Annotated in this window: 22 protein-coding genes and 2 riboswitches; of the genes, 6 read left to right on the plus strand and 16 right to left on the minus strand. The window is 36.7% G+C overall.

Going from position 1 to position 23,731, the window contains the following annotated elements; translation table 11 throughout:
- Positions 1-9: 9 nt before the first annotated feature.
- Both mtnW and BK580_RS15965 read right to left on the minus strand, forming a co-directional pair.
- Entirely contained in the window at positions 10-1,254 is a 1,245-nt protein-coding gene (mtnW, locus tag BK580_RS15960) for a 2,3-diketo-5-methylthiopentyl-1-phosphate enolase (protein WP_078381303.1), read from the minus strand.
- An 81-nt stretch (positions 1,255-1,335) separates the two neighbouring features.
- A riboswitch (SAM riboswitch) is annotated at positions 1,336-1,442 on the minus strand.
- 74 nt (positions 1,443-1,516) lie between these two features.
- Positions 1,517-2,689 carry a pyridoxal phosphate-dependent aminotransferase gene (locus BK580_RS15965; RefSeq protein WP_078381304.1) on the minus strand — a complete coding sequence of 391 codons (1,173 nt, stop codon included), beginning with the start codon at positions 2,687-2,689 and terminating at the stop codon, positions 1,517-1,519.
- A gap of 251 nt (positions 2,690-2,940) precedes the next feature.
- On the opposite strand from BK580_RS15965, the gene BK580_RS15970 reads away from it, so the two are divergent.
- Complete coding sequence (locus tag BK580_RS15970; protein ID WP_078381305.1) at positions 2,941-3,726, plus strand: carbon-nitrogen family hydrolase; 786 nt, start codon at positions 2,941-2,943, stop codon at positions 3,724-3,726.
- 93 nt (positions 3,727-3,819) lie between these two features.
- Here BK580_RS15970 and cspD read toward each other — a convergent pair whose 3' ends face one another.
- Positions 3,820-4,017: a cold-shock protein CspD gene (cspD, locus tag BK580_RS15975; protein WP_010192350.1), complete on the minus strand. Its 198-nt coding sequence runs from the start codon at positions 4,015-4,017 to the stop codon at positions 3,820-3,822.
- A 357-nt stretch (positions 4,018-4,374) separates the two neighbouring features.
- Positions 4,375-4,531, plus strand: a riboswitch (SAM riboswitch).
- A gap of 110 nt (positions 4,532-4,641) precedes the next feature.
- Here cspD and mtnK point away from each other — a divergent pair.
- Positions 4,642-5,835, plus strand: a complete 1,194-nt coding sequence (gene mtnK, locus BK580_RS15980) for an S-methyl-5-thioribose kinase (protein ID WP_078381306.1) — start codon at positions 4,642-4,644, stop codon at positions 5,833-5,835.
- A gap of 5 nt (positions 5,836-5,840) precedes the next feature.
- Positions 5,841-6,887 carry an S-methyl-5-thioribose-1-phosphate isomerase gene (mtnA, locus tag BK580_RS15985; protein WP_078381307.1) on the plus strand — a complete coding sequence of 349 codons (1,047 nt, stop codon included), beginning with the start codon at positions 5,841-5,843 and terminating at the stop codon, positions 6,885-6,887.
- Between the two features lie 48 nt (positions 6,888-6,935).
- On the opposite strand, the gene BK580_RS15990 is transcribed toward mtnA, so the two are convergent.
- From BK580_RS15990 to BK580_RS16000, 3 genes are all read right to left on the minus strand, one after another.
- On the minus strand, positions 6,936-7,514 hold the full coding sequence (locus BK580_RS15990) for a DUF2087 domain-containing protein (protein WP_078382800.1): 579 nt from the start codon (positions 7,512-7,514) through the stop codon (positions 6,936-6,938).
- 353 nt (positions 7,515-7,867) lie between these two features.
- Complete coding sequence (locus BK580_RS15995) at positions 7,868-8,356, minus strand: methylated-DNA--[protein]-cysteine S-methyltransferase (protein WP_078381308.1); 489 nt, start codon at positions 8,354-8,356, stop codon at positions 7,868-7,870.
- 17 nt (positions 8,357-8,373) lie between these two features.
- Complete coding sequence (locus BK580_RS16000; protein WP_078381309.1) at positions 8,374-10,584, minus strand: PAS domain-containing sensor histidine kinase; 2,211 nt, start codon at positions 10,582-10,584, stop codon at positions 8,374-8,376.
- Between the two features lie 334 nt (positions 10,585-10,918).
- Here BK580_RS16000 and BK580_RS16005 point away from each other — a divergent pair, with 334 nt between their 5' ends.
- Positions 10,919-12,682: a B12-binding domain-containing radical SAM protein gene (locus BK580_RS16005; RefSeq protein ID WP_078381310.1), complete on the plus strand. Its 1,764-nt coding sequence runs from the start codon at positions 10,919-10,921 to the stop codon at positions 12,680-12,682.
- 2 nt (positions 12,683-12,684) lie between these two features.
- Here BK580_RS16005 and BK580_RS16010 read toward each other — a convergent pair whose 3' ends face one another.
- From BK580_RS16010 to BK580_RS23670, 3 genes are read right to left on the minus strand one after another with little or no spacing between them, the layout of a single operon-like run.
- On the minus strand, positions 12,685-12,864 hold the full coding sequence (locus BK580_RS16010) for a hypothetical protein (protein WP_078381311.1): 180 nt from the start codon (positions 12,862-12,864) through the stop codon (positions 12,685-12,687).
- A gap of 13 nt (positions 12,865-12,877) precedes the next feature.
- Positions 12,878-13,033 (minus strand): hypothetical protein, encoded by a 156-nt coding sequence (locus BK580_RS23665; RefSeq protein WP_169865052.1) that lies wholly within the window; start codon positions 13,031-13,033, stop codon positions 12,878-12,880.
- Positions 13,034-13,057: 24 nt separating this feature from the next.
- A complete protein-coding gene (locus BK580_RS23670; protein ID WP_169865055.1) occupies positions 13,058-13,198 on the minus strand; it encodes a hypothetical protein in 141 nt (46 codons plus the stop codon).
- A gap of 86 nt (positions 13,199-13,284) precedes the next feature.
- On the opposite strand from BK580_RS23670, the gene BK580_RS16015 reads away from it, so the two are divergent.
- Positions 13,285-13,632 carry a DUF3905 domain-containing protein gene (locus tag BK580_RS16015; RefSeq protein ID WP_078381312.1) on the plus strand — a complete coding sequence of 116 codons (348 nt, stop codon included), beginning with the start codon at positions 13,285-13,287 and terminating at the stop codon, positions 13,630-13,632.
- A 50-nt stretch (positions 13,633-13,682) separates the two neighbouring features.
- Here BK580_RS16015 and BK580_RS16020 read toward each other — a convergent pair whose 3' ends face one another.
- The 7 genes from BK580_RS16020 to BK580_RS16050 form a co-directional block, all read right to left on the minus strand.
- Positions 13,683-14,897 carry a bacillibactin exporter BcbE gene (locus BK580_RS16020; RefSeq protein WP_078381313.1) on the minus strand — a complete coding sequence of 405 codons (1,215 nt, stop codon included), beginning with the start codon at positions 14,895-14,897 and terminating at the stop codon, positions 13,683-13,685.
- A gap of 163 nt (positions 14,898-15,060) precedes the next feature.
- The gene (locus tag BK580_RS16025; RefSeq protein ID WP_078381314.1) at positions 15,061-15,888 is read right to left on the minus strand and encodes a carbohydrate ABC transporter permease; all 828 of its coding nucleotides are present in this window, start codon (positions 15,886-15,888) and stop codon (positions 15,061-15,063) included.
- A gap of 13 nt (positions 15,889-15,901) precedes the next feature.
- Complete coding sequence (locus BK580_RS16030) at positions 15,902-16,807, minus strand: carbohydrate ABC transporter permease (RefSeq protein WP_078381315.1); 906 nt, start codon at positions 16,805-16,807, stop codon at positions 15,902-15,904.
- A gap of 173 nt (positions 16,808-16,980) precedes the next feature.
- Positions 16,981-18,234, minus strand: a complete 1,254-nt coding sequence (locus BK580_RS16035) for an ABC transporter substrate-binding protein (protein WP_078381316.1) — start codon at positions 18,232-18,234, stop codon at positions 16,981-16,983.
- A gap of 61 nt (positions 18,235-18,295) precedes the next feature.
- On the minus strand, positions 18,296-20,395 hold the full coding sequence (locus BK580_RS16040) for an amylo-alpha-1,6-glucosidase (protein ID WP_078382801.1): 2,100 nt from the start codon (positions 20,393-20,395) through the stop codon (positions 18,296-18,298).
- A 105-nt stretch (positions 20,396-20,500) separates the two neighbouring features.
- A complete protein-coding gene (locus BK580_RS16045; protein WP_078381317.1) occupies positions 20,501-21,517 on the minus strand; it encodes a LacI family DNA-binding transcriptional regulator in 1,017 nt (338 codons plus the stop codon).
- A 232-nt stretch (positions 21,518-21,749) separates the two neighbouring features.
- Positions 21,750-23,108 carry a TrkH family potassium uptake protein gene (locus tag BK580_RS16050; RefSeq protein ID WP_078382802.1) on the minus strand — a complete coding sequence of 453 codons (1,359 nt, stop codon included), beginning with the start codon at positions 23,106-23,108 and terminating at the stop codon, positions 21,750-21,752.
- Positions 23,109-23,402: 294 nt separating this feature from the next.
- On the opposite strand from BK580_RS16050, the gene BK580_RS16055 reads away from it, so the two are divergent.
- The gene (locus tag BK580_RS16055; RefSeq protein ID WP_078381318.1) at positions 23,403-23,594 is read left to right on the plus strand and encodes an alpha/beta-type small acid-soluble spore protein; all 192 of its coding nucleotides are present in this window, start codon (positions 23,403-23,405) and stop codon (positions 23,592-23,594) included.
- The last annotated feature ends 137 nt before the right edge of the window (positions 23,595-23,731 follow it).

Below are 23,731 nucleotides of genomic sequence, written 5' to 3' on the forward strand. Positions count from 1 at the left end.
TGAGCCTATTCACTTTGTTACCTCCACACCACCCCATTGTTCGAGAGCAAGCTGTAGTTCCCTATTCGATTCAGCATGACTACTTAAGGATTTATCTTTTATAACTGCATCCACAGCTTGACGGAATGCTCTTCCTCCACCAACGGCCCCTAAAGCATGACCATGAATACCGCCACCCGCATTTATCACAGATTCCTTTCCTAAATCTTGATAAAGCGCAGGAACAAGCCCTGGATGAATACCTGCTGAAGGGACAGGAATCGATGCTTTTATCTTGTTGTCTTTTTGGGTAAGCGCTTGAGCTATCCCTAATGCTTCCTCTTTCGGCAATGCCACACTTCCGTACGGAGATGGGAATAAGGAGAAATCAGCACCAGCATAACGAACAAGCTTTCCAAGTAGCAATTCATTAGATATGCCATAGAATTCAGAAGGCGTAATTGCTCCACTAACAGCAGGGTGAGCCATGATTGGAATTTGAATCTCCGTATCCTCTGCTAAACTCTGCAAAACATCGAGGCCATAAGCAAATACATTAAATAATAAAATATCTGCTCCAAGCTCTACCGCTCTTTTTGCCTTAGCTTTCAAATCAAAAGTTTTGCCAGATAAATTCACTGCATATAAAGCACGATGTCCGGTTTCCTTCGACACGTTCTCTAATACACTTTTTCCAACTCTAATTCGATCTTCAAAAGGAGTTAACTTGTTCTCAAAAAGAATTTCGTCATCTTTAATAAAATCCACACCACTAAGTGCTTGATCTCTCAGTTGATTACTTAAATAAGTTAAGTCTCTACCGATGACTCCTTTAAAAATGCTCATCACATACGGGCGATCTTTTACGCCAGTAAGTTCTCGAATCCCTTCCACACCAAATTTCGGACCAGGAAAACTTCGCTTTAGTTCTTCACTAAACTCTAAATCTATCAGTTTAATCTCGCCATCTAGCGAGAGCTTTCCAAAAACCGTTGTTAAAATTGCAGGTAAGTCATTACTGAAATTTACATTTGGGTATGCAATCTCAATGATTCCCCTTGTTGTAGGGGCTCCTAAGTATTGGTTAACCCTTTCACTCGGGCTTATTTCTGTTACCCGTACCACTCTTCCTTTATGCTTTTTCAACTGCTCTTGATCTAGCTGTGGCAGGTCCGTCCATGAACCCACGGTTAAACCAAGTGCAATTCCTTCTGCTTTCTTCTCTAAGTTACCCTTTTTATCATGAACTAGATATGTAGCGATAATTTCACTCATTTTCTGTTATCATCCTTTCAAACGCTTGCCTGAAAATACAAAAAACCTCTTCGACAAGAAGAGGTTAGGTATCCTAACATCCTCTTATCTCCCAGCATAAGCTGCAAGATTTAGCACCGTGCTTAAAATGAATTAAGTCGGTTGCCGGGTATCATCGGGCTAGTCCCTCCACCTGCTCTTGATAAGAAAACGTATAATATTTATAGTTAGTTTAATCTAGTTGGAATTATGACATCGTTTCTACCTTTTGTCAACCAAATATTCAGAAAATCTTTAACGCTCTAATTCTCTGAACCGCTTCTTGTAATCGCTCAGAACTTGTTAATAGTCCGACACGAACATAGCCTTCTCCATATGACCCAAATCCTATACCTGGAGCAACCACGACATGGGCATCTTCTAATAATTTATCAGCGAATTCTGCCGAGCTGAAGCCTTTTGGAACACGAAGCCAAGCAAAAAAAGATCCTTTTGGTGCCTTAACCTCCCAACCAATCTCTTGTAGGCCCGCAATAAGAATATTTCTGCGCTCTTCATACAAATCTACTAAGTCTTCTACACACTTCTGAGATCCTAACAGAGCTGTTGTCGCTGCTTCTTGAACTGCTCCGAAAATACTCACATACATATGATCCTGTAATAAATTTATCGCCTCAATGACACTCTCATTGCCTACTGCAAAACCAACTCTCCAACCCGCCATATTAAAGGTTTTCGATAATGTATAAATTTCAATTCCAATCTCTTTGGCCCCTGGTGTTTGTAGAAAGCTAATTGGCTTTTCCCCTTCAAATCCAATGGCTCCATAAGCAAAATCATGTACCACACAAATATCATGCTCTTGTGCGATACGAACAGTCTCTTGAAAGAACTCAGGTGTAGCAATCGCACCTGTAGGATTGTTTGGATAATTCAAAAACATTAATTTTGCTTTATCCAAAACAGAGGCATCTAATTCGTCATAATTTGGTAAAAAATGATATACTTCCTTTAGTGGCATATACTCCATTTGTGCTTTAGCTAGTGCAACGCCTGACCAATAGTCTGGGTAACCTGGATCTGGCACAAGTACAGTATCCCCCTCATTTAATAAACATTGTGGGATTTCCACTAGACCAGCCTTCCCTCCAAACAGGATAGCTACTTCTGTCTTAGGGTTTAATTCAACGTTATATTCTTTTTTATAAAAACTAACAATTGCTTCTTTAAAAATTTCGTTACCCCGAAACGGCGAATATTTATGATGTATCGGGTTTTCCACAGCTTTTTGTAAGGAAGATACAATATGTGCAGGCGTGGGCTGATCTGGGTTGCCCTGCCCTAAATTAATCACATCATGACCTTCTGCAACTACTCGGCCAACCTTTTCAACAAGGGTAGCAAAAAACTGTGTCGGAAGCTTACTTAAAAGTTCAGATTGTTGGAAATTTTTCATTTTGGTCACCTACTTAAAAAATTCTTGAAATCCTAGTCACAAATCATATATTGTTAAAAACAACTTGTAAAGTAGTTTTTTATTTTTGATGGTCTTATCCTTAAGCTTACTTGATTGTTTTCAAACAATAACTAAACTACTTTCTTATATATTTTTTTGAAATTTTTTTTACACTAGTAATGTTCTAAATCTTTAATCGTGTAGGAATGCAATTAGAAAGGCAGCATAATTAACTAGGGAGGTCTAAGAAAATGAAATGGAAAATTGCTTGTATTCAATTTGATATTGCCTTTGGAAATCCAGAAGCTAATAAAGAGAAAATATGTGAGTTGGTAAAAGAAGCTAGTAAAGAAAACCCAGATATCATCGTACTTCCTGAGTTATGGTCAACTGGCTATGATTTGGAACGACTTGATAAAATTGCAGATGCTGGTGCATTTGTCACTACTAAACTCCTAAAATCGATTGCCAAGGAACACAACGTACATATCGTTGGAGGATCCATTGCCAAAAAGACAAATAAAGGCATATACAATACGATGCTCACTGTTGATAATAAAGGTCAAGTTGTAGGAGAGTATAGCAAACTCCATTTATTCCGCTTGATGGATGAGCACTTGTTTTTACAGCCAGGGAAAACGGATGGGCTGTTTGAATTAGACGGAGAGACTTGCGCTGGATTAATTTGCTATGACATACGTTTCCCAGAGTGGATTAGAGCACATACTACGACCAAAAAAGCAAAGGCTATTTTCATCGTAGCTGAGTGGCCCTTAGCACGTGTGGATCATTGGCGCACTCTCCTTATTGCACGTGCCATTGAAAATCAATGTTATGTGATTGCTTGTAATCGATCTGGAGCCGATCCGAAAAATGTCTTCGCAGGCCATTCCATGATCATTGATCCATGGGGTGATATCTTATCCGAGGCTGGAGAAGAGGCAAGTATCCTAACTGCAACCATTGACTTAACAAAGGTCGATGAAGTTAGAAGTAGAATACCAATTTTTGAGGATAGAAGACCACAATACTATTAGAGGTACTAGTGCCTAACCTACTTGACACTTTACCCATTTAAACAAGTAAAAAGGACCTCAAATTTATTGAGGTCCTTTTTTATGTGGCTAGCATTATTTTGTAACGTTAGCAGCTTGAGGTCCACGAGCACCTTCAACGATTTCGAAAGATACTTCTTGGCCTTCTTCTAAAGTTTTGAAGCCTTCGCCTTGGATAGCGGAGAAATGTACGAATACATCGTCTTGACCTTCAACTTCGATAAATCCAAAACCTTTTTCTGCATTGAACCATTTTACTTTACCTTGTAACATGTTTGTTCCTCCTTGTGGTTTACCCACGTAAGTAATATTACTATTCTTGCTCTACATACCACTTCAAGACGAAAACGTTGTTTTTGACTTTCCATCATACCGAACAAAAATAATAGTTTAATAATAACAGGATGCATATTCTTTTTCAAGGTTTTAAACAAAGAATTCATACTATTCTACTAGTTATTTTTTCTACATTTTTCTCAACCTAACTTCCAGCACTTTTTTACTGTTTCTACAAATTTAGTTTCGCTGCAAAAAAATTATCTTGACAAAATTCTTTATCCCTTGATATGATTTTCAACAAGTGATAATTTTCCAACAATTCAATACTTATCGTGAAACATGTTTCACGATCTCTTATCAAGAGCAGGTGGAGGGATTTGGCCCGATGAAACCCAGCAACCGACCATAATTCTGTCGCGAGACAGGGCGTTTACAATTACGCCGGAACATTTTTGTTCCCTAAGGCACGGTGCTAATTCCAGCAGAAATTATTTCTGGCAGATAAGAGGGGAGAAGAACAAAAAACCTTCAAGCCTCTTTCTTATGGAAAGGGGCTTTTTTACATACCGCCCCCTCTATTACCGATGTTTATTCATTTTATATTGGAGGTATTTATTCATGTCTATCACTCTTAAAACTAGCTATCAACCACTCACTGAAAAAACAGCAATCGCACTCGCTCAACAACTAGAATTCTTCCCTAGTCATACTGAACTTCACTGCAGAGAAATTGGAGATGGCAATCTGAATTTAGTGTTTCATATCCAAAATAATGATCAACATGGAATTATCATAAAGCAAGCATTACCATATGCAAAAGTTGTCGGAGAAAGCTGGCCTTTAACTCTACACCGCGCAACAATTGAAGGGAATTATCTGAAAAATTCAGTACCACTTGTGCCAGGTTTTGTTCCAAAGGTCTATCATACAGACAAGACTCAAGCTTTAACGATCATAGAGGACCTTTCTCATTTAGAGATTGTTAGAAGCGGATTTATCAGAGGGAAGGATTTCCCTTTATTGTCACTGCATATTGGAAAATATTTAGCTACCACATTGTTTTTCACTTCTGACTTTGGGTTAAATCAACAAGAGAAAAAAGTGCTACAACAAGAGTTTAGTAATCCTGAGCTATGTAAAATAACAGAGGATTTAGTATTAACAGATCCTTTTTTCAACAGTGAAACAAATAACTTTGAACCGGAACTATCAGACTCTGTAGCGGAGATTTGGAATAATAATACTCTTAAATTAGAAGTTGCAAAGCTAAAATACAAATTCCTTACTAATGGCGAAGCACTTTTACACGGAGATCTTCATACAGGCAGTATTTTTGCTAGCGATACTGAAACGAAAGTGATTGATCCAGAGTTTGCGTTCTTCGGGCCTGTAGGTTTTGATATTGGACAATTTTTTGCGAATATCCTACTTCAAGCAATCACTCGAACAGAAGTGAATAAAGATGTCATCCTCTCTCACTTACATCAAGTCTGGGAAACTTTCGAGAAAACATTTACTGAGCTCTGGATAACATCAAGCGTAGAAGCCTTTACCAAAACAGAAGGCTATCTCCAGCACGTTCTGCGAAATTTCTTTAAAGATGCTGTGGGGTATGCTGGTTGTGAAGTTATTCGGAGAACTATCGGTCTTGCCCATGTTGCTGACTTGGAAGAAATTAAACCGTATGAAAAGAAAATCGCTACAAAAAAACTCGCTTTAGCTTTTGGTCAAGAACTGATTTTACAAAGTGAGAAGGTAACGAGCACTCAAGAAATAGAGGCCTTATTAAATAAAGTAACAGAGGAGATTTAACTACCATGACTAGTCTTACACAAATTCCACTTTCCGTTGAATGGAAGGATACTTATATTCGGTTACTCGATCAACAGAAATTACCACATGAAACTATTTTTCTTGATCTGTTTACCATTAAAGATGTATTTGATGCCATTGTTACGCTAAAAGTTAGGGGAGCTCCAGCTATCGGCATTGCGGCGGCATACGGTCTTGCTCTTTCTGCTCAAAGCTATACTGCAACAACGCTAGAAGAATTTCACCTTCAGCTTAAAGCAGATCGAGACTATATTGCGACTTCCCGTCCAACTGCTGTAAATTTATTTTGGGCCATAGATCGACTTGTTCATAGTTCGAAATCTGCTTCTTCTGTAAACGAAGCCAAAACAATTCTTATTCATGAAGCAATCAACATTCAAATGGAGGATGAAGCTACTTGTCGGGAGATTGGAGAGTATGCTCTATCCTTGTTTAACAAAAAAGATAAAGTGTTGACCATTTGTAATGCAGGTTCTATCGCCACTGCTAAATACGGAACGGCTTTGGCTCCCTTTTATTTAGCAAAAGAAAAAGATTTTCCCCTACAAGTATTTGCATGTGAAACCCGCCCTGTTTTACAAGGTGCAAGACTTACTACTTGGGAGCTTCAACAAGCCAATGTTGACGTTACATTAATTACAGATAATATGGCAGCCCATACGATTAAAACAAAAGGGATAAATGCTATTATTGTAGGAGCAGATAGAATTACAGCAAATGGAGATACTGCCAATAAAATTGGTACACTCGGACTTGCGATTTTAGCAAAAGCATTTTCCATTCCTTTTTATGTAGCCGCTCCTCTCTCTACTTTTGATTTATCAAAAGAGACAGGGCAAGAAATCATTATTGAAGAAAGATCGCCAAAGGAAATTACTCATATCGGAGAACAGCTAATTGCACCGGAAGGAACCGCAGTATTCAACCCGGCTTTTGATGTCACACCACATGAATATATCTCTGCCATTATCACGGAAAAGGGAATTCTCAAGGGTGATTATAAGAAAGAAATAAAGAATCTTTTTCTCTAAATACCCCAGAACAAAAGAGGCTGAACGAGCTAAGCTGCGTTCAGTCTCTTATTTTGCCCACATTTCTTTTGGGTTTAATTCATAAATAGCATTTTCGCGGTACATATAATGATTAATTATAAATTCTCTTCTAATGGTCGCATAATCTTCATGAAATTGCTTAATATGTTCGTTTATTTCTTTTTCTGTGTATTTTCTTCCAATCTCTAAGTTCTTAGCAATATGTTCAAAAATAATCAGCTTTTTCTTTCTTTGAGCAGGAATTGTTTTGAGCATCCCATTAGGTAATAAGAAATTTTGCAGTATTTGATCTTTTTCTTTTTGTAATTCCATTGCTTCTTCCTCTTTTCTGCTCCGATTTAACACGATAAATAGCGCTTCAGTGTGTTGCTTTAAGGATTTTTCATTAAGAAAATAAAAAATTGTGTTCTTCTCTCTCCGTTCGTAAATGACACTTACTTCTTTTAATTTGGAAATATGATGAGAGATGGTTGGCGGTTTTACACCTAGTCTTTCTGCCAGCTCTTGTCCGCTCAAAGGTTGCTCAGAAGAAAGCAAGACTAACAACCTAATTCTCGTTTGATCTCCCATCACCTTATGAAAATTCACTAGTTTATTTAATTGCAGAAGAAACACCCCTTTGAATTCGATAACTATCTAATTAGATAATAATCAAATCTCCTTCAATTTTCAACTCTTTTTTGTCATTTTCTTTAATATAATTTCTTTTTCTTGTTCACTTATTACATGAAGCTTAGATAATACGTTTGTATAAAATGCTAGCTTGTTTATTCTTCCCATTGCTTTAACGCCTCCTATTTTGCACTCGCGCAACTTTTTTAGTGTTAGTAAATTATATGTTTTTTTTTGCGACTTGATACTTCTTAATCTTTATTAATACAAGATTGATGCGGATTTTTTTATAATAAGAAGTTATTTCCTAAACAATAAAAAAAAGCGACAGGTTATCCCCTATCGCTTTAGTATATAGCTCCTTCTAATTTTAACAGTTGCTCCTTCATCCCAATCTTATCCCCTGCATATCCAACTAAGGCATTATTTTTTCCAATTACACGATGACAAGGAATAATAATAGGGAAGGAATTTCGTTTGTTTGCCTGACCTATAGCTCTTACTGCTAGTGGTCTATTAATCTCTTCTGCGATATCTTTATAGCTTTTTACACTCCCATATGGAATTTTCATTAATGCATTCCATACGTCTACTTGAAAAGGCGTTCCTGCTAGTGTAATAGGAATAGAAAATTCAAATCTTTCCCCATTAAAATACTCGTTTAATTGTTGTGCCACCATCAAACAAGTTGGATGATTAGTATCAAATACGATCTCCTGGCCATTAAACTTGTTGAATAGTGCTTCTTCACTAAACTCAATGGAGATGAGACTTTCCTCCCTACACAAAATGAATAATGGTCCGATAAGTGATTCGATTTTTTTACAGCTAAGCATCTTTAACTCCTTCTTCATTAGATATTTATGGTTCGATGGATTGGTAGTTTTATATGGAAGGTTGTCCCTTTACCAAGCTCACTCTCTACTTCAATTATACCATTATGCTCTTCTACAATCTTGTAGCTTACCATAAGACCTAAGCCTGTTCCCCTGTCCTTTGTCGTATAAAAAGGCTCCCCAAGTTTTTTTATTTTATCCTCTGGTATGCCGGTACCCTCATCTTTAATTGAAATTAATAACATGTTAGTTTCAAATTGTTGAAGGATTACAGAGATTGTTCCGCCCTTTGGCATCACTTCAATTGCATTCTTCAGGATATTAATAAACACTTGCTTTAATTGATTTTGTTCACAATATATCTCTGGAAGGTCTTCTTCATAAAAACTGGCAAATTGCACATTCTCAAGTGCCGCTTGAGCACTTAACAAATCCAAGGTATCCTGCATAATTTTCACTACATTTTTTTGCTGATAGGAAATTGCTTGAGGTTTTGCCAATACTAGAAATTCTGTGATAATCGATTCAATGCGTTTTAATTCAGAGGTAATAACATCGAAGTACATCGCGTATTGCCCTTCTTTTAAACTACTTTGTAACAACTGAATAAACCCTTTCAAAGCTGTCATTGGATTTCGAATTTCATGTGCAATTCCGGCTGCTAACTCCCCCACAACTGTAAGCGTATCTGATTTTCGGAGCTGATCTTCCATTTCTCTCTTTTCTGTAATATTACGGAAAATAGTCATATGAAGCCCTTCTACTACATTTTTCTTGGCTGAGAATTCTAAAATTCGATGCCCTTTCCCATAATCATGCCAAAACTCTCCACTTAGCTCTTCATTTTCTTCACAAAGTTCCCACTGGTGTTTCATTTCTGCCAACTGACCGGCCGGGATATATTGATTTATATACTGTGCCATTAATTCTTCCTTTGATATGTCCAAAATTTTACTAGCATTAGGATTGGCATCAATAATCGTACAAGAATCATCCCACAAAATAATTCCATCCATGGCATTATTAAAAATCTTACGGAATTTTTGTTCACTCTCTCGTAAATCTTTTTCCATCTTTCTTCGTTCACTCACATTACGGAAGATAATCATGTTAAATCCATCAATAATTCCTTTGTTCGCTGTAAACTCCAACAACTTCTTTTGCCCATTCGGCATATGAAATTCTAATTCTTCCCTTATTTCTCCCCTTGCATTAAACTGCTTAATGATTGAAGATACCCTTTTATTCTCTCGGGGAACAAAATACTGTAATTTAGAGTTCTCTAACTCGTCTAATGGTAATTCAAATGCTCTACTCGCAGCTGGATTAGCCCTCATGATGTTCCCGTAATTATCCACCAAAACAATAGCATCTAGGGCATGCTGAAACATCTCACGGAATCTTTCTTCACTTTTTTGAAGTTGAAGCTCCATATTCCTTTTTTCCGTCACATCACGCATAATAGCCAAATAATAATCATCATAAATATTGGCAGTTATCGTTACTTCGAATTTTTTTCTTTCCCCATTCCGAAGAAGTACGGGAAGTTCTCCTCGTACACGACCATATTTATCAAGTAAGAGCCAGATTTTCGCTACTTTAAATTTAAAGTCTTTTTCTACAAAATCATCTAGCTTTGTTTGTAATAAATCGAATTTGGCCATAGCAAAATTCGAACAAAATGCTGGATTCACGTCAATGAAATACCCTTTTTTGTCAAATACAACAATGCCATCTACCGCCCGATTGAATACATCATGGTACATTTGCTTACTTTTATTCGATTCATTTTCTAATTTCTTTTTTGCTGTAACATCTCGAATAATACAAATATCAAGTCCACTTTCATCAGGATTACGTACTGCAGAATACTCAACAAATTTGATTTGTCCATCATCAAGTCTCAAAATCAGCTCGTTTTCTGTTTCACCTAACTTCTCAAGTTGCGCTTCTTGATAATTCACTTCTTCTTTGGACATTAAATCCAAAAATTCGTGTAAATTCCTTTTCAATAACTCTTCCTTTGGTAAATCAAAAAGCTCACATGCTTTATTGTTAACTTGAAAGAAAACTAAGTTCTTATCAAATAAGATTATTGCGTCATTGGCATGCTCAAAAGTAAGCTGTAAAAACATATTTTGTTTCTCTATGGCACAAAGCTTTTGCTTGAGAACCGCTACTTCCGCTTCCAACCGTTTGGTCTCTTCGTTCACCATGTGTTGGATCATCACTTTTACCTCACTTTTAAAAATATATTTGTTTCTCTAAACATACAACTTCTACATCTTTCATTAAAATCCTTTTCTAGTGTATAGAAAGCAATAAAAAAGTCATTTCAGAAATCATTTTGTAATATTTACAATGTTTTTGTTGATAATGGTAGATAGAAACTTGAAACGATAGGAATTATTTCTCAATGCCAATAGAAAAGAAAATCATTACTCATCAAACTAATTATGCTAAACTAGATTAGTTATACTACTTATATTTCAGTAGGATGAATAGAGAACGTGTTTTACTATTCTCGATTCAAATTTTCACTAGGAGTTTGATCTATTAATTATGAAAATAGTTGCGACAACTTTAAATGCTAAATATATCCACACCAATCTTGCCATTCGTTATCTGAAGGCTTATGCAGAGCCGGAATTCACTGTAGACCTTGTAGAATATACAATTAAAGATCCTATCATGAATATAGTTTCTGACCTTATTCAAAAAAAGCCGGATGTTATAGGATTCAGTTGTTATATATGGAATATCGAAGAAACGATAAAGGTCATAAGTATGTTAAAAAAGGTCAAACCTGAGCTAGTTATTGTACTCGGAGGACCAGAAGTAACATACGATGTATCCTATTGGTTAGAACGCTTAACTGATGTGGACTTTATTGTTATAGGGGAAGGTGAAATTACGTTCAAGCAGCTTCTTCAAGAGCTTGAGGGTGAAAAGAATTTCTCTTCTATTAGCGGACTTGCTTATCGACAGGAACAAGAAAAGAAAATATCTCCTCAACGAAACAAAGTCGATTTAAAAGTATTACCATCGCCATACCGTTTCCAGGAGGATTTAAGTCAACTTGGAAAACGAGTCACGTATTTTGAAACAAGCCGTGGCTGCCCGTTTAGCTGTCAATTTTGCCTCTCTTCTATTGAGGTTGGGGTTCGCTATTTTGACCGTGAAAAAGTAAAAGAAGACATCCGTTTCCTCATGGACAATGGGGCTAAAACAATTAAATTTGTGGATCGGACGTTCAATATTAGCCGTAGCTATGCGATGGACATGTTCCGCTTCTTAATTGATGAGCATAAACCTGGAACCGTTTTTCAGTTTGAAATCACAGCAGATATTATGCGCCCGGAAGTAATTGAGTTTTTGAATCAAGAAGCGCCACTAGGATTATTTCGTTTTGAAATTGGCGTGCAGTCAACAAATGATGCAACAAACGAACTTGTGATGCGTAAGCAAAACTTCTCCAAACTTTCAAGAACTGTGACCATGGTCAAGGAAGGTGGAAAAATAGACCAGCATCTTGATTTAATTGCAGGTCTACCAGAAGAAAATTACGATTCGTTTAAAAATACGTTTAACGATGTTTTTGCTCTGCGCCCAGAAGAATTACAATTAGGATTCTTAAAAATGTTACGTGGTACAGGGCTACGAATAAGAGCTCATGAGCACCAGTATATTTACATGGATCATGCTCCTTATGAGATTTTAGGCAATAAAATTTTAAGCTTTGACGATATCATTCGTATCAAACAAGTAGAGGATGTCTTAGAAAAGTACTGGAATGACCATCGGATGGATGCGACAGTAGAGCATTTAGTATCAAATGTTTTTGCTACACCTTTTGACTTTTTTCAAAATTTCGGTTCATTTTGGGATAAGGAAGGCTGGTCAAGAATTGGCCATCAGCTAGAGGACCTTTATAAGCGACTTTTTGCCTTTCTACAAGAATCCAAAGCAGAATCCCTTCCAGTTATTGAAAGTTTAATGAAGTATGACTATCTTCGTCATCAGAAATTCAAGCCACGTAAGCCATGGTGGCAGGATTCCTTATCTAAACAAGATCGCACAGAGTTATATAAGAATTTACTCGGTTCTCCTGACACGTTAGGTGAGAACTTTCAAAAGCTACAATTAAATGAGAAAGAATTGTATAAACATACGATGCTTGAGACTGTATCCTTTGACCTGGCACATTATTTACTAACTGGGCAAATCATACAGGAAGAATGTCATATGTTAGTCTATTTTAATCAATCAACAAATCAAACAGAGATGTTTCCAATTCCTACATCAAAAGCAAAAAATGCTAGCTAACGCTAGCATTTTTCCTTTTTATTGGTTGATTTATTTTTTGATTCTATTGCATTCTCAAAAGCCTTTATCGCATTCGGATCTCCAAGTTCCGTACCGAATTCCTCTTTTAAAATATCTTGTGGGATTGCATGGTCATGCTTGTGTGCTTGCTTTTGCTTCTTCGTTTTTGAGCCTTTAGCCAAGTAAAACCCTCCCTTAATTCCCTTGTCTACCGTGTTTCGAATTACGATTTGCTCCACGAATCGCTTCTTCTTGTTGAAACTCTGCTGCAAATTCAGTATCAGGTAAACTTTCTTTCGGTGTTTTATTATTATTTTTTGCCGCATTATGAGCCACTTTTCGTTTTACCACATCCTTCACCCCCTTGAACTATGTTTATTTTGCCCGATAGTTATTTTTTTCATAAGCAATTAACACAATCTCTTCTCCTAAATCTTCACGCATTTGATTTTCTAATATTGTAATCGCCTCTAGCTTGTCTTCCGGTATATGTGCAATGCCATAATTATTATCCACTTAATACACCCCCTTTTTCTTCGTAACTTACATACTTCTTTATTTTATTGAAATGCTAAAACTATATACATTCGGAGGTGAATCTAATGAAAAAGAAGGATAAGAATTTGGAAAAGCCTTATTTGGACGAAACAATGCCACATCAAATTAACGCTCCATCCTTTAAAGAATCCGGGATAAAAATGCAACCACCCTTCATTAACGAATATGGAGTTGTTATCGGAGACAGCTTATATGATTCCAAGGAATCTCCATTAAATAACTGGAGTGATGAAACTGATCCTTCCATCATGGCAGGAGATCAATGGGTACACCCTACAAATGATATTGGGTGGAATTCTGCAGAAAACCGCGAGCTCGTTGAAAAATCAAAAAAACCACAAGGTGTACCATTCACCCACCCAGATAAGGATGTTAGTTATGGGAGCGATTGAAAATTAGATCCATAAAAGAAGCAGCAGAGTAGGACACTCCGCTGCTTCTTTTATGATTCGACCCCTTCCTCATCATTTTTAGGGGGATGTATACCTGTTAACGAGATCAGTAAAGCAACTGCACACGAACCACCTAACACATAGAACATGATATTGTCCGATCCTTTTATTAATAATGCTACTATCGGTGGTCCAAGCGCTACGCCAATAAATCGCATGGAGCTATAAATAGAGGTAATAGTACCCCTTTCTTCTTTTTCGATTCCTTCTGTAATGAGTGCATCCAGACTAGGTAACGCAATCCCTATTCCAATTCCTCCAACAAAAAAGAGCCCAGTTGTAACCCAAATATTACTGAAAAAACTATTAGCTAAAACAGTTCCTCCTAGTAACCCCGTACTAATAACGATCAGCCATTTCATCAGCACTTTATTCTTATCAATTTTTTTACCTGTTATATAAGAAGCTATACATAGAGAGGCTAATGGCACAGCCAAGAAAAATCCTTTCTTTATCCCCTCAATCTCATGTTTCTTCTCTAATAAATCAGACAGGTAAAATAAAACTCCAAACAAAACAAACATTAATATACAGCCAATAAAGAAGATAGCAAATAACCATTTACTATCCTTGCGGAAAATTGCTTTAATCGCTTGTAAAAACTCTTTAAATGGTAAGGGATTTTCTTTTTTCTTAGGCGATTTAACAAGAAAAATCATTAATATAATGGATATGATACAAAACACTGGAATGGCAAAGAAGGGTAAAAACCAAATAAAACCTGCTAATACAGCTCCTAAAATAGGACTTAAAACCTTACCTAAAGTATTGGATGTTTCAATAATCCCTAAATTCTTGCTCACTTCAGAATCACTATTGAACATATCACCCACTAGAGGCATAACGATGGGAGCAGCTCCTGCGGCACCTACTCCTTGTAAGGTTCGACCAATCAAGATAATCCAATAAGGATTGTCCATTTTCCAACCTGCCCAACCAGAAATAACTCCACCAATCGCTGTAATTATTAAGCTTGGAATAATTACAGCCTTCCTACCTAATCTATCAGATAGATACCCTGCAATAGGTATTAAAATAATCGCTACAATAGAGTACACCGTAATAATCATACTGACTTGAAAAGAAGAGATCTTCAACTTCTTTTCAATTGTAGGCAAAACCGGAATTAACATCGAATTCCCCAAAGTCATCACCAGAGGTATCGACGCCAAAGAAACAATTGCCCATCTTTTCTCATGCTCCATCTACTGTACCTACCTTAAATTATTTCATCCCCCTTAATATGAATCCAAATGCCCAAAAATATTTATGCACAAATCCCGTTTTGGTGCCAGGCACCAGCAGGATTTTCCCAAACAATGTCGAAAAGCCAGACATTCCGCAAAGTGGAGTGCCTGGCTTTTCTCTTTACTTCCCTCCAGTAAAGGAAATTCCTTTTATGAAGTAGCGATTGAAGAATCCATATATTAACAATACTGGAAGTGTAAATACCATGGAAGCTGCCATTATATAATTCCAATAGGAAATAAATTGTCCTTTAAATGTATTTAAACCTAACGGTAAGGTGAACATAGATGGATCAGACAGAATAATTAAAGGGCGCATAAAATCGTTCCAGAAACCCATAAACACAAATATCGCTTGAGCTGCAAGTGCTGGTTTAGCTAAGGGCAAGACAATTTTGAAGAAAGTCCCAAAACGGCTTAATCCATCCATTTCTGCTGCCTCTTCCAACTCTTTCGGGAAGTTAATAAAGAACTGGCGCATCATGAATATAAAAGTGGCATTAATCATAGCTGGTACTATCATACCTTGATACGAATTTAACCAGCCTAATTCACGAAGGATTAAATAATTAGGAATCATTGTTACTTGAGATGGAATCATTAGTACCGCTAGGATAATAATGAATAAGGTTTTTCTACCTGGAAAACTTATTCTTGCTAACGCATATCCTGCCATTGAATTAAACAGGATATTTAATGATGTTCCAATGATAGCAATGACTAAGCTATTAAACAGCCACCGGGGGAAAAGCTCTTGTTCCAAAAAGATTTGTTTATAATTGTCCAAAGTAAAATTCTTTGGAATAAAATTTATTGCACCACTAACTATCTCTTCTAATGTTTTGAATGATGAAGATACCGCCCATAAAAAGGGAATGAGCGTGATGACTGCATAAAGCGTTAGTATTCCGTATAACAAAATTTTACCAAAACTACTTTTTTTCTTCAATTTCGCCGCCCCCTTAATATAGTGATTCTTCTTTAGAAAATTTGCGTTGTAACAACGTTGCCACAAGAATAACAATTGAAAGCATCACTGCAATCGAAGCAGCATACCCCATTGTTCCTAGACTTTTAAAGGCATATTGATAAATTAATAATACTACCGTCAAAGTAGAGTTATCTGGTCCACCAGATCCACCAGAGAAAATAAACGATTGATCAAATAATTGGAATGTCCCGATAAGTCCCATAATCACAACAAAAGATGTCACTGGGCGGAGATTGGGAACCGTAATATAGATAAATTTCTTAAATGCATTAGCGCCATCTAATTCAGCTGCTTCATAAAGGGAGTCCGGGATACCCTGAAGAGCTGCTAAATAGATAACCATAAAAAATGGTGCGGTTGCCCAGATATTCATAATCATAATTGCGATTAATGCTACACTCGGATCACCCATCCAATTATATGTAGGAAGTCCAATCATCGATAAGAGTTTATTAATCAATCCGTTTTGGTTGTACATCCACATAAATATTAAAGTTAATACTGCGGAAGAAGTTAATGTTGGTAAAAAATATACAATTCGGAAAAAACTTTGACCCTTTAAGCCTGTATTTAATGTTGCAGCCAATATTAGTGCAAGTAAAGTTTGAATTGGGACAACTATTATCACGTACTTAAACGTGTTCCATAGGGCACGTAATGCTCGCTGATCCTCTGCTATATTCGTAAAATTACTCAATCCGACAAAATCATACGAGGTAGTACCTAAAAGCTGAACTTTATGAAAAGATAAGAAAAATGCATATAAAATTGGCCCAATAATGAATAATGCCAATACAAAAATTGTTGGTGCCATAAAAGAATAACCTTGTGTTGCCTCACGTAATATCCTTTTTGAATAGGTTCTTTTTTTCTTCATAATTTTCACTCCTTTTCTCTTCCAAGAGTTCGGGATGATCTACCTATTTGAACTCTTTCTAAAGAAGAATCATTTTCTTCTTCACAAAGAGATAAATAGGTGATTTAAAGACTCTTGTTGTGCCTGGCGATTATATAAACCAGGCACCCCTTGGATCGAGTCAAAAAACTTAATTATTCGCCAATTTCTCTATTTGCTTGTGCTTCTGCTTCTTTTAACGCTTCATCTAACGGTCTTTGCCCTAAGAATGCAGACACAAATTGATTATTGAAGTTGTTCATGATTGTCGGTAGGTTTACTCCATTTGACCAAACCGTTGCATAAGAGGCACCAGAAACTAGCGGCGCACGGTATTCATCTTTATCAAACCCTAGTTTTTCAGCTACAGATTTACGAGTTGGTAGCGCGAACCCTTTAGAAGTCCATATCTCCATGCCTTCATTTCCTGTTAAAAATTCAATTAATTTCCAAGAAGCTTCTTTCTTATCTGAGGCAGCATTCATTACATAAGATACCGTATAGGCCATTGTTGCCTTATCTCCGTTAACCGTCGGCAATTCAGCTGTGCCATACTCGACATTTGGAAAAGTATCTTCTAAGAATGGAATCGCCCAGTTCCCTTCAATAACCATCGCAGCCTTTTCCTGACCAAACATTTCCCCGCCCCAGTTAGCTCCTACATCTGAAGCTTGAGCTGCTGACTTGTCAATATTTCTTTGATCTACGATTGGTTGTAACGCTTCAATTACTTTTGCATCTCCAAAGTTCGCTTTCCCATTTTTAACCACTTCGCCACCAGTGGCTTCCGCGATATAGTACATACGTGCTAATTCTGGCGCAACACCTAGACCAACTACTCCATCCTTTGTTAACACTTTTGAAACTTCACGAAGCTCATCCCAAGTACTAGGAACTTCTACACCTGCTTCTTCAAACAATTTTTTATTATAAAATAAGGCTAAAGTAGAATAATCTTTTGGAAAGCCATAGGTAACCCCATCTTTTTGGAAAGCTTCAAGTAATGGAGTTTCAAAATCATCAACGTCAAATTCATCTGTCACATAGTCATCAAGTGGCTCTAAAACACCTGTTTCAATTAGTGCAGGTGCTTCAAACGCGTCCAAGTAAAAAACATCAGGAGCTTCTCCACCAATTAAACGTGTTTTCATTACGTCCATATATTGATCTGAAATAACTTCGTGCTTTACCGAGATATTTGGATGCTTTTCTTCAAACGCATCTAGAGCTTCTTTTAATAATCTCGTTTCAGAAGGATTTCCTCCCCAACCAGCAAGAGTGATTTCTACAGAATCTCCAGAGCTTCCTCCATCTGACGAACCTTTGCTTCCTCCAGCACATCCAGACAAAATCCCACCAACAAGCATCGTTGTTACCCCTAATGTTGCCAACCATTTTTTCGTTCTCATCATTTAATCCCCTTTTCCATGGAATATATTTTTTTATTAGAGAATAGCTCAACATTAAACTTTAATTTTGGACAACCTTACAACCAGTTGAATTTTCTAGTATTTCTACAGTAACAATTTCATTAATGTTCTTACTTACTTTCAGAGAAAGATTTCCTTCTCCAATTCTCATTCCCTCAATTACTAGCTCATTCATAGAGCTTGGTAACACAGGGTTTAACTGAATTTCTCCTTGTAATACATTTGGGAAGAGGCCTAATATTGTTTGTACAAAAACTAATGGAGTTCCTGCTGCCCATGCTTGAGGGGAACATGCTACAGGATACTTAACTGCTTTCCCAAGTGATTTATCATAACCACAGAATAATTCTGGTAAACGATCATATTCAAAATGTGCTGCAACTTCCATTAAACCCTCAACAATAATATTAGCTTTTTCTTGTTGCTGAAGTTTGCTCATTCCAAGCAACACCATACTGTTATCATGTGGCCAGATACTTCCATCATGATAACTCATAGGATTATAGCCAGCCTCACCTTTGCCCATCGTTCTCAAGCCATATCCAGTAAACATTTTAGGAGATAAAAGTGTATTGATAACAGCTTCCGCTTTGTTTTTATCCAACATTTCTGAAAATAATACATGCCCAGGATTCGAAGTGATAGTACCAACCTGTTTCTTATCACTATCTAGTGCAATAGCGTAAAATTGTACATCTTCCATCCAAAATTCTTTGTCGAATTTTTCTTTTAACTTCTGACTCTGCTCACGTAACTGCGCAGCTTCCCCTTGTTTATCTAAGATGTCATAAATAGCTGCTATTCCCATTTTTGCTTGGTAAACATAACCTTGAACCTCTGACAAAGCGATTGGAGTGGTAGCATATTCACCAGTACGATGCACTATTGAATCGCCCGAATCCTTCCAACCTTGATTCGCAATCCCTTTGCTGGATTCCTGATGATATTCAACAAATAAATCACCATCACGGTCTCCATATTGATCAATCCAAGTTAATGCAGCATTAATATTCGATTGCAAGTCTTTTACTATTCCGAGATCACCTGTCCACTTCACGTACTCAGTAAGCAATACTAGAAATAGTGGTGTCGCATCGATAGTTCCATAATAAGGTGTAAAAGGAATTTGCTCAGTTGTCGCTAATTCTCCAAAACGTATTTCATGCATTATTTTACCCGGTTGCTCATCTCTCCAAGGATCAACTTTTGTCCCTTGTTTACTTGCCATCGTATAGAGTGTTCCTTTCGCTACTTCCGGTTGAAAAGCAAGCATTTGTAAGGCAGCAATTAAACTGTCTCTGCCAAACGGAACTCCAAACCAAGGTAAACCAGCTACTGGGAAAACCCCATGACCTAAATCCGTTAATAGTACCCTCAGATCGCCAAGACCTCGATCGACAAGTCGCTGTAGTGGCTGATAATCTGTTTTTATCTTCGTAGTAGTAGATTCCCATTTTGTATAAGAATCTTTAAGTTTTTCAATCGCTATGTCTGCTGGAATAATCTCTGTTACTTTCATTTCCCCATGCTGAGGCTCTATCATAAAGGTAACTGTTTGTTCCTCATCATGTTCTAAATGAAACGAAAAGCTGACCTCACCATTTTCATCAATATGCTGCGCTTCCTTATCCCATTTGATATACGTTCTACGAGCAAGTTCATCAGCTCCATCATAATGGAAAGTTAAACTTTGGTTCTGAACACTTTGTCCAGTTCGACTGCCAATATCGCCATTTTGAAAGCCACGAACAATAAACATATCTGCAAAATCAACATCCATCTGAATACTAAGATCGAATGATACTTCTTTCGGAAAATAGTTTTTTACGGTAATAGATTCATAGAGTACGTCATCATAGATAAATCGACTTCGTTTCATTTCAACCGATTCTCTCCACAAAATCAACTTACCATCTTTTTCCATATGAGGGTTCGTCAATAATATCGTAGCCATATAATTTTCCGCTGCATCAGAATGTAAGAGAATAGGATTTTCCCCGTTTATTTTTAAGTCAAGCTTACTTAAAAAACGTGTATCTTTTGAATATAACCCTAAGCCATAAGGATGGTTCTCTGGGATATTTCCGCTTGTGTCAGTTAATAGAAATAAATCATTTTCTTTGATAACGCGATATTCCATCATAATTCCTCCCCAAATTCGTGTACCAAAACGTTTTGGATGAAAATCAAAAAATTTTTCTTCTTCCCAAAACGTTTCGGATTTTCTTGATGAAAAAACCACTTTCTACTTCGTGGCCTTTTTGGTTGACTCCCTAATAATGAGTTCTGTATCTATTATTTTCGCCTTCGACTCCAGTTGATTCTCTAACATATTAATGAGAAGCATCGCTGCTTCATAGCCTAGTCTATATTTGTCTTGGCGGATGGTAGATAAGGTGGGACTGACATAAGAAGCCAATAGGATATCATCGTACCCAATTATCGCAACGTCCTCTGGAACTCTTTTGCCTAATTTCCCAACCGCTTTCATAGCACCTAAAGCCATTAAATCGCTTGCACAAAATATAGCTGTAAGTTCTGGGTGTTCAGTCAATAATTCTAGAGCTGCAGCTTCTGCGAGGTGTTCTGCAAATTGTCCATTCTTAATCCATCCTGTTTTTAACCGGAGATTATTTTCTTCTAGTGCCTCCACGTAGCCTTGTAATCGTCTAGTGCTTACATCCGCTTTACTATGCCCATTAATCAAACCAATATTTTTATGGCCTTGTTCAATCAAATGAAGGACAGCTATTTTCGCCCCCCTTACATTATCTGTTGTCACATAGCCCACTGTATTTGATTCAATCGGTATATCAATTAGAACACATGGGATATCACTTTGTAATACTTCCTCCAAATACGGATCATCTGTTTTTATACCTTGTATAATAACACCATCCACTCTTCTTTCTCTACATAGTTGAGTATAGGTCTTTTCCCTTTGTTTGGACGAGGTAGTACTAAATAGAACTAAATCGTACTCGGCATCTGCAGAGGCTTGGTTTAAGCCACATAGGATTTCGAAGGTAAAATTGTCCTTTACACCTTCTCTATTCATATTAGACACAAGAAGACCTATCGTTTTGGATTTCTTCATAACAAGACTCCTTGCTACGGTATTAGGACTGTAGTTCAATTCTTTTGCTACATCCAATATTCGTTGTCGTGTCTGTTTACTAACATCTGAGTAACCGTTTAGAGCACGGGATACAGTGGTGACAGACACGCCAGCAACTCTTGCTATATCTTTTATTGTTGTCATGACTTTCCTCCAAAACGTTTCGGGTAATTTTCTTATTTGAAGGATACCACGTTTTTGAAAACGATTGCAATACTTTTATTTAAAAAAACTATTTTCTTATCTGTTTCCGTATTTCAGCCATTTTTTCACTTTCATGAAAAGTGTGAATTATATATAGGAATAACTATCTATGCAGAGCTCCACATAAAAAAGAGACCTCTATTATAAAAATAGGGTCTCGTTCCCGTAATCCCTACCCAATAATCACTCGCTCCACTGGATAATGATAATTCGGCGGTTTTTGTTTACTTTCTAATATGAATAGGAAGGTTAATAACCCAACACGACCAATAAACATTAGACACATAATGATGACTTTTCCTATAGTTGACAAATCAGGGGTAATTCCCATTGAAAGGCCAGTAGTACCAAATGCAGAACAAACTTCAAAAAGGATTTGGATTAGACTAAATGGTTCTGTAAAACTTAATATAACTACTGCAAAACAACAAATAAGGATTGCTAATAGTAGTACAACTAACGACTTAATAATATCCTCTTCATGAATCTCTCTTCGAAACAATTTAATGTTTTTATGACCTCGAGCAAAATGAAAAAGAAATAGGATATTTAAAGCAAAGGTTGTTGTTCGGATCCCGCCACCTACAGAACTTGGAGAAGCACCGATAAACATTAAGCCACTCATAACTAGCAATGTTGGTAAAGTAAATTCGCTAACATCCATTGTTGAAAAACCACCACTTCTCGTCGTAACAGATTGAAACAACGCATAGAAGAATGATTCATGCCATGTCATTCCCTTAAAAAAATGAGAAAACTCTAATAGGACAATTGCAACTGTTCCAAACGTTATTAAAAAGGCAAAAGTAATAGTCGTTATTTTGGTAAATAAGGAGAAGCGGAAACGTCCACCCTTATTCATAATAAACTCTTTTACCTCTACCAAGACGGGAAATCCAATAGCACCAGTAATAATTAATATCATTGTAATAAATTGCACAAAATAATCTTTAGCAAAAGGTGCTAATGACTCACCAGTAATATCAAAGCCACCGTTTGTAGTTGCACTAACTGAAGCAAAGAACCCATGTAAATAAGCTTCTTGCCAAGTTTGGTAAAACGATAAGTAATAAGTTCCTAAAATTAATGCTCCTAATAGCTCGATTGTTAAAATCAGAACAAGAATTTGCTTAATTAGCTTTACAATTCCAGACAGACTTGACTGGTTTTGGTCAAGCATCATTAGCCTTCTTTCACGGAGTCCTATCTTCCTTCCCAATAAAAGCCAGATAAATGTACCTACTGCCATTACACCAACCCCACCAAATTGGAGAACAAAAGCAAGAAGCAAAACACCAGGTACTGTAAAGGTATCTACTGTATTCACAACCGATAGTCCGGTAACACTTACAGCACTTACAGCAGTAAATAGAGCATTAATAAAGGTCCAATCGGCACCATCGAATCGTGCAATAGGTAAGCTTAATAAGATTAAAGCCACTACAACTGCAAGGAGATAAAAACTTACAATTAGTTGGGCTGGTGTTAAATGATGTACTTTCTTACTAAAAGTATTTTTAAATTTTATCATAGTGTCCCTTTCAAAATGAAATGCATAAACGCCACGTTCAACACCTACACACATAAAAAATACCATTACCACTAGCAAAGTAAAATAATAACTTGGCTTCAGCAAGTCCGTTCGTACTCTTATAAAACTAAATTATAATGTCATACATTAATGAATTTCCACATACAAAACTTACCTTACCCACACTTTATTTCATTAATTGGCTATTACTTACTAGTATTGATCATTCGTATTTCCTCATACTAACTATACAACTTTTAAAACAAAAGTTGTATACAAAAAGGAGTGATTAAGATGGCGAGAAGTAGCAACAAATTACTAGTTCCAGGTATTGAACAAGCTTTAGATCAAATCAAATATGAAATTGCTCAAGAATTTGGAGTCACTCTTGGGTCAGATACCGCTTCACGTTCGAACGGATCTGTTGGCGGAGAAATTACAAAACGCCTTGTAGCACAAGCACAATCTCAACTTAATGGTAAATAAACTAAATAAATTGGCTAAACCCAGAGTTATACACTCTGGGTTCTTATTATGAAAAATTTCACGAAACGTCAAGAAGACCCCAGTCGAAAGGAGTCTCCTTTGAATAAAACAATATCAAATATAATAATAGCAATTTC

Origin of the sequence: Sutcliffiella halmapala, assembly GCF_002019665.1 — a bacterium.
Classification (GTDB): Bacteria; Bacillota; Bacilli; order Bacillales; family Bacillaceae_I; genus Sutcliffiella_A; species Sutcliffiella_A halmapala.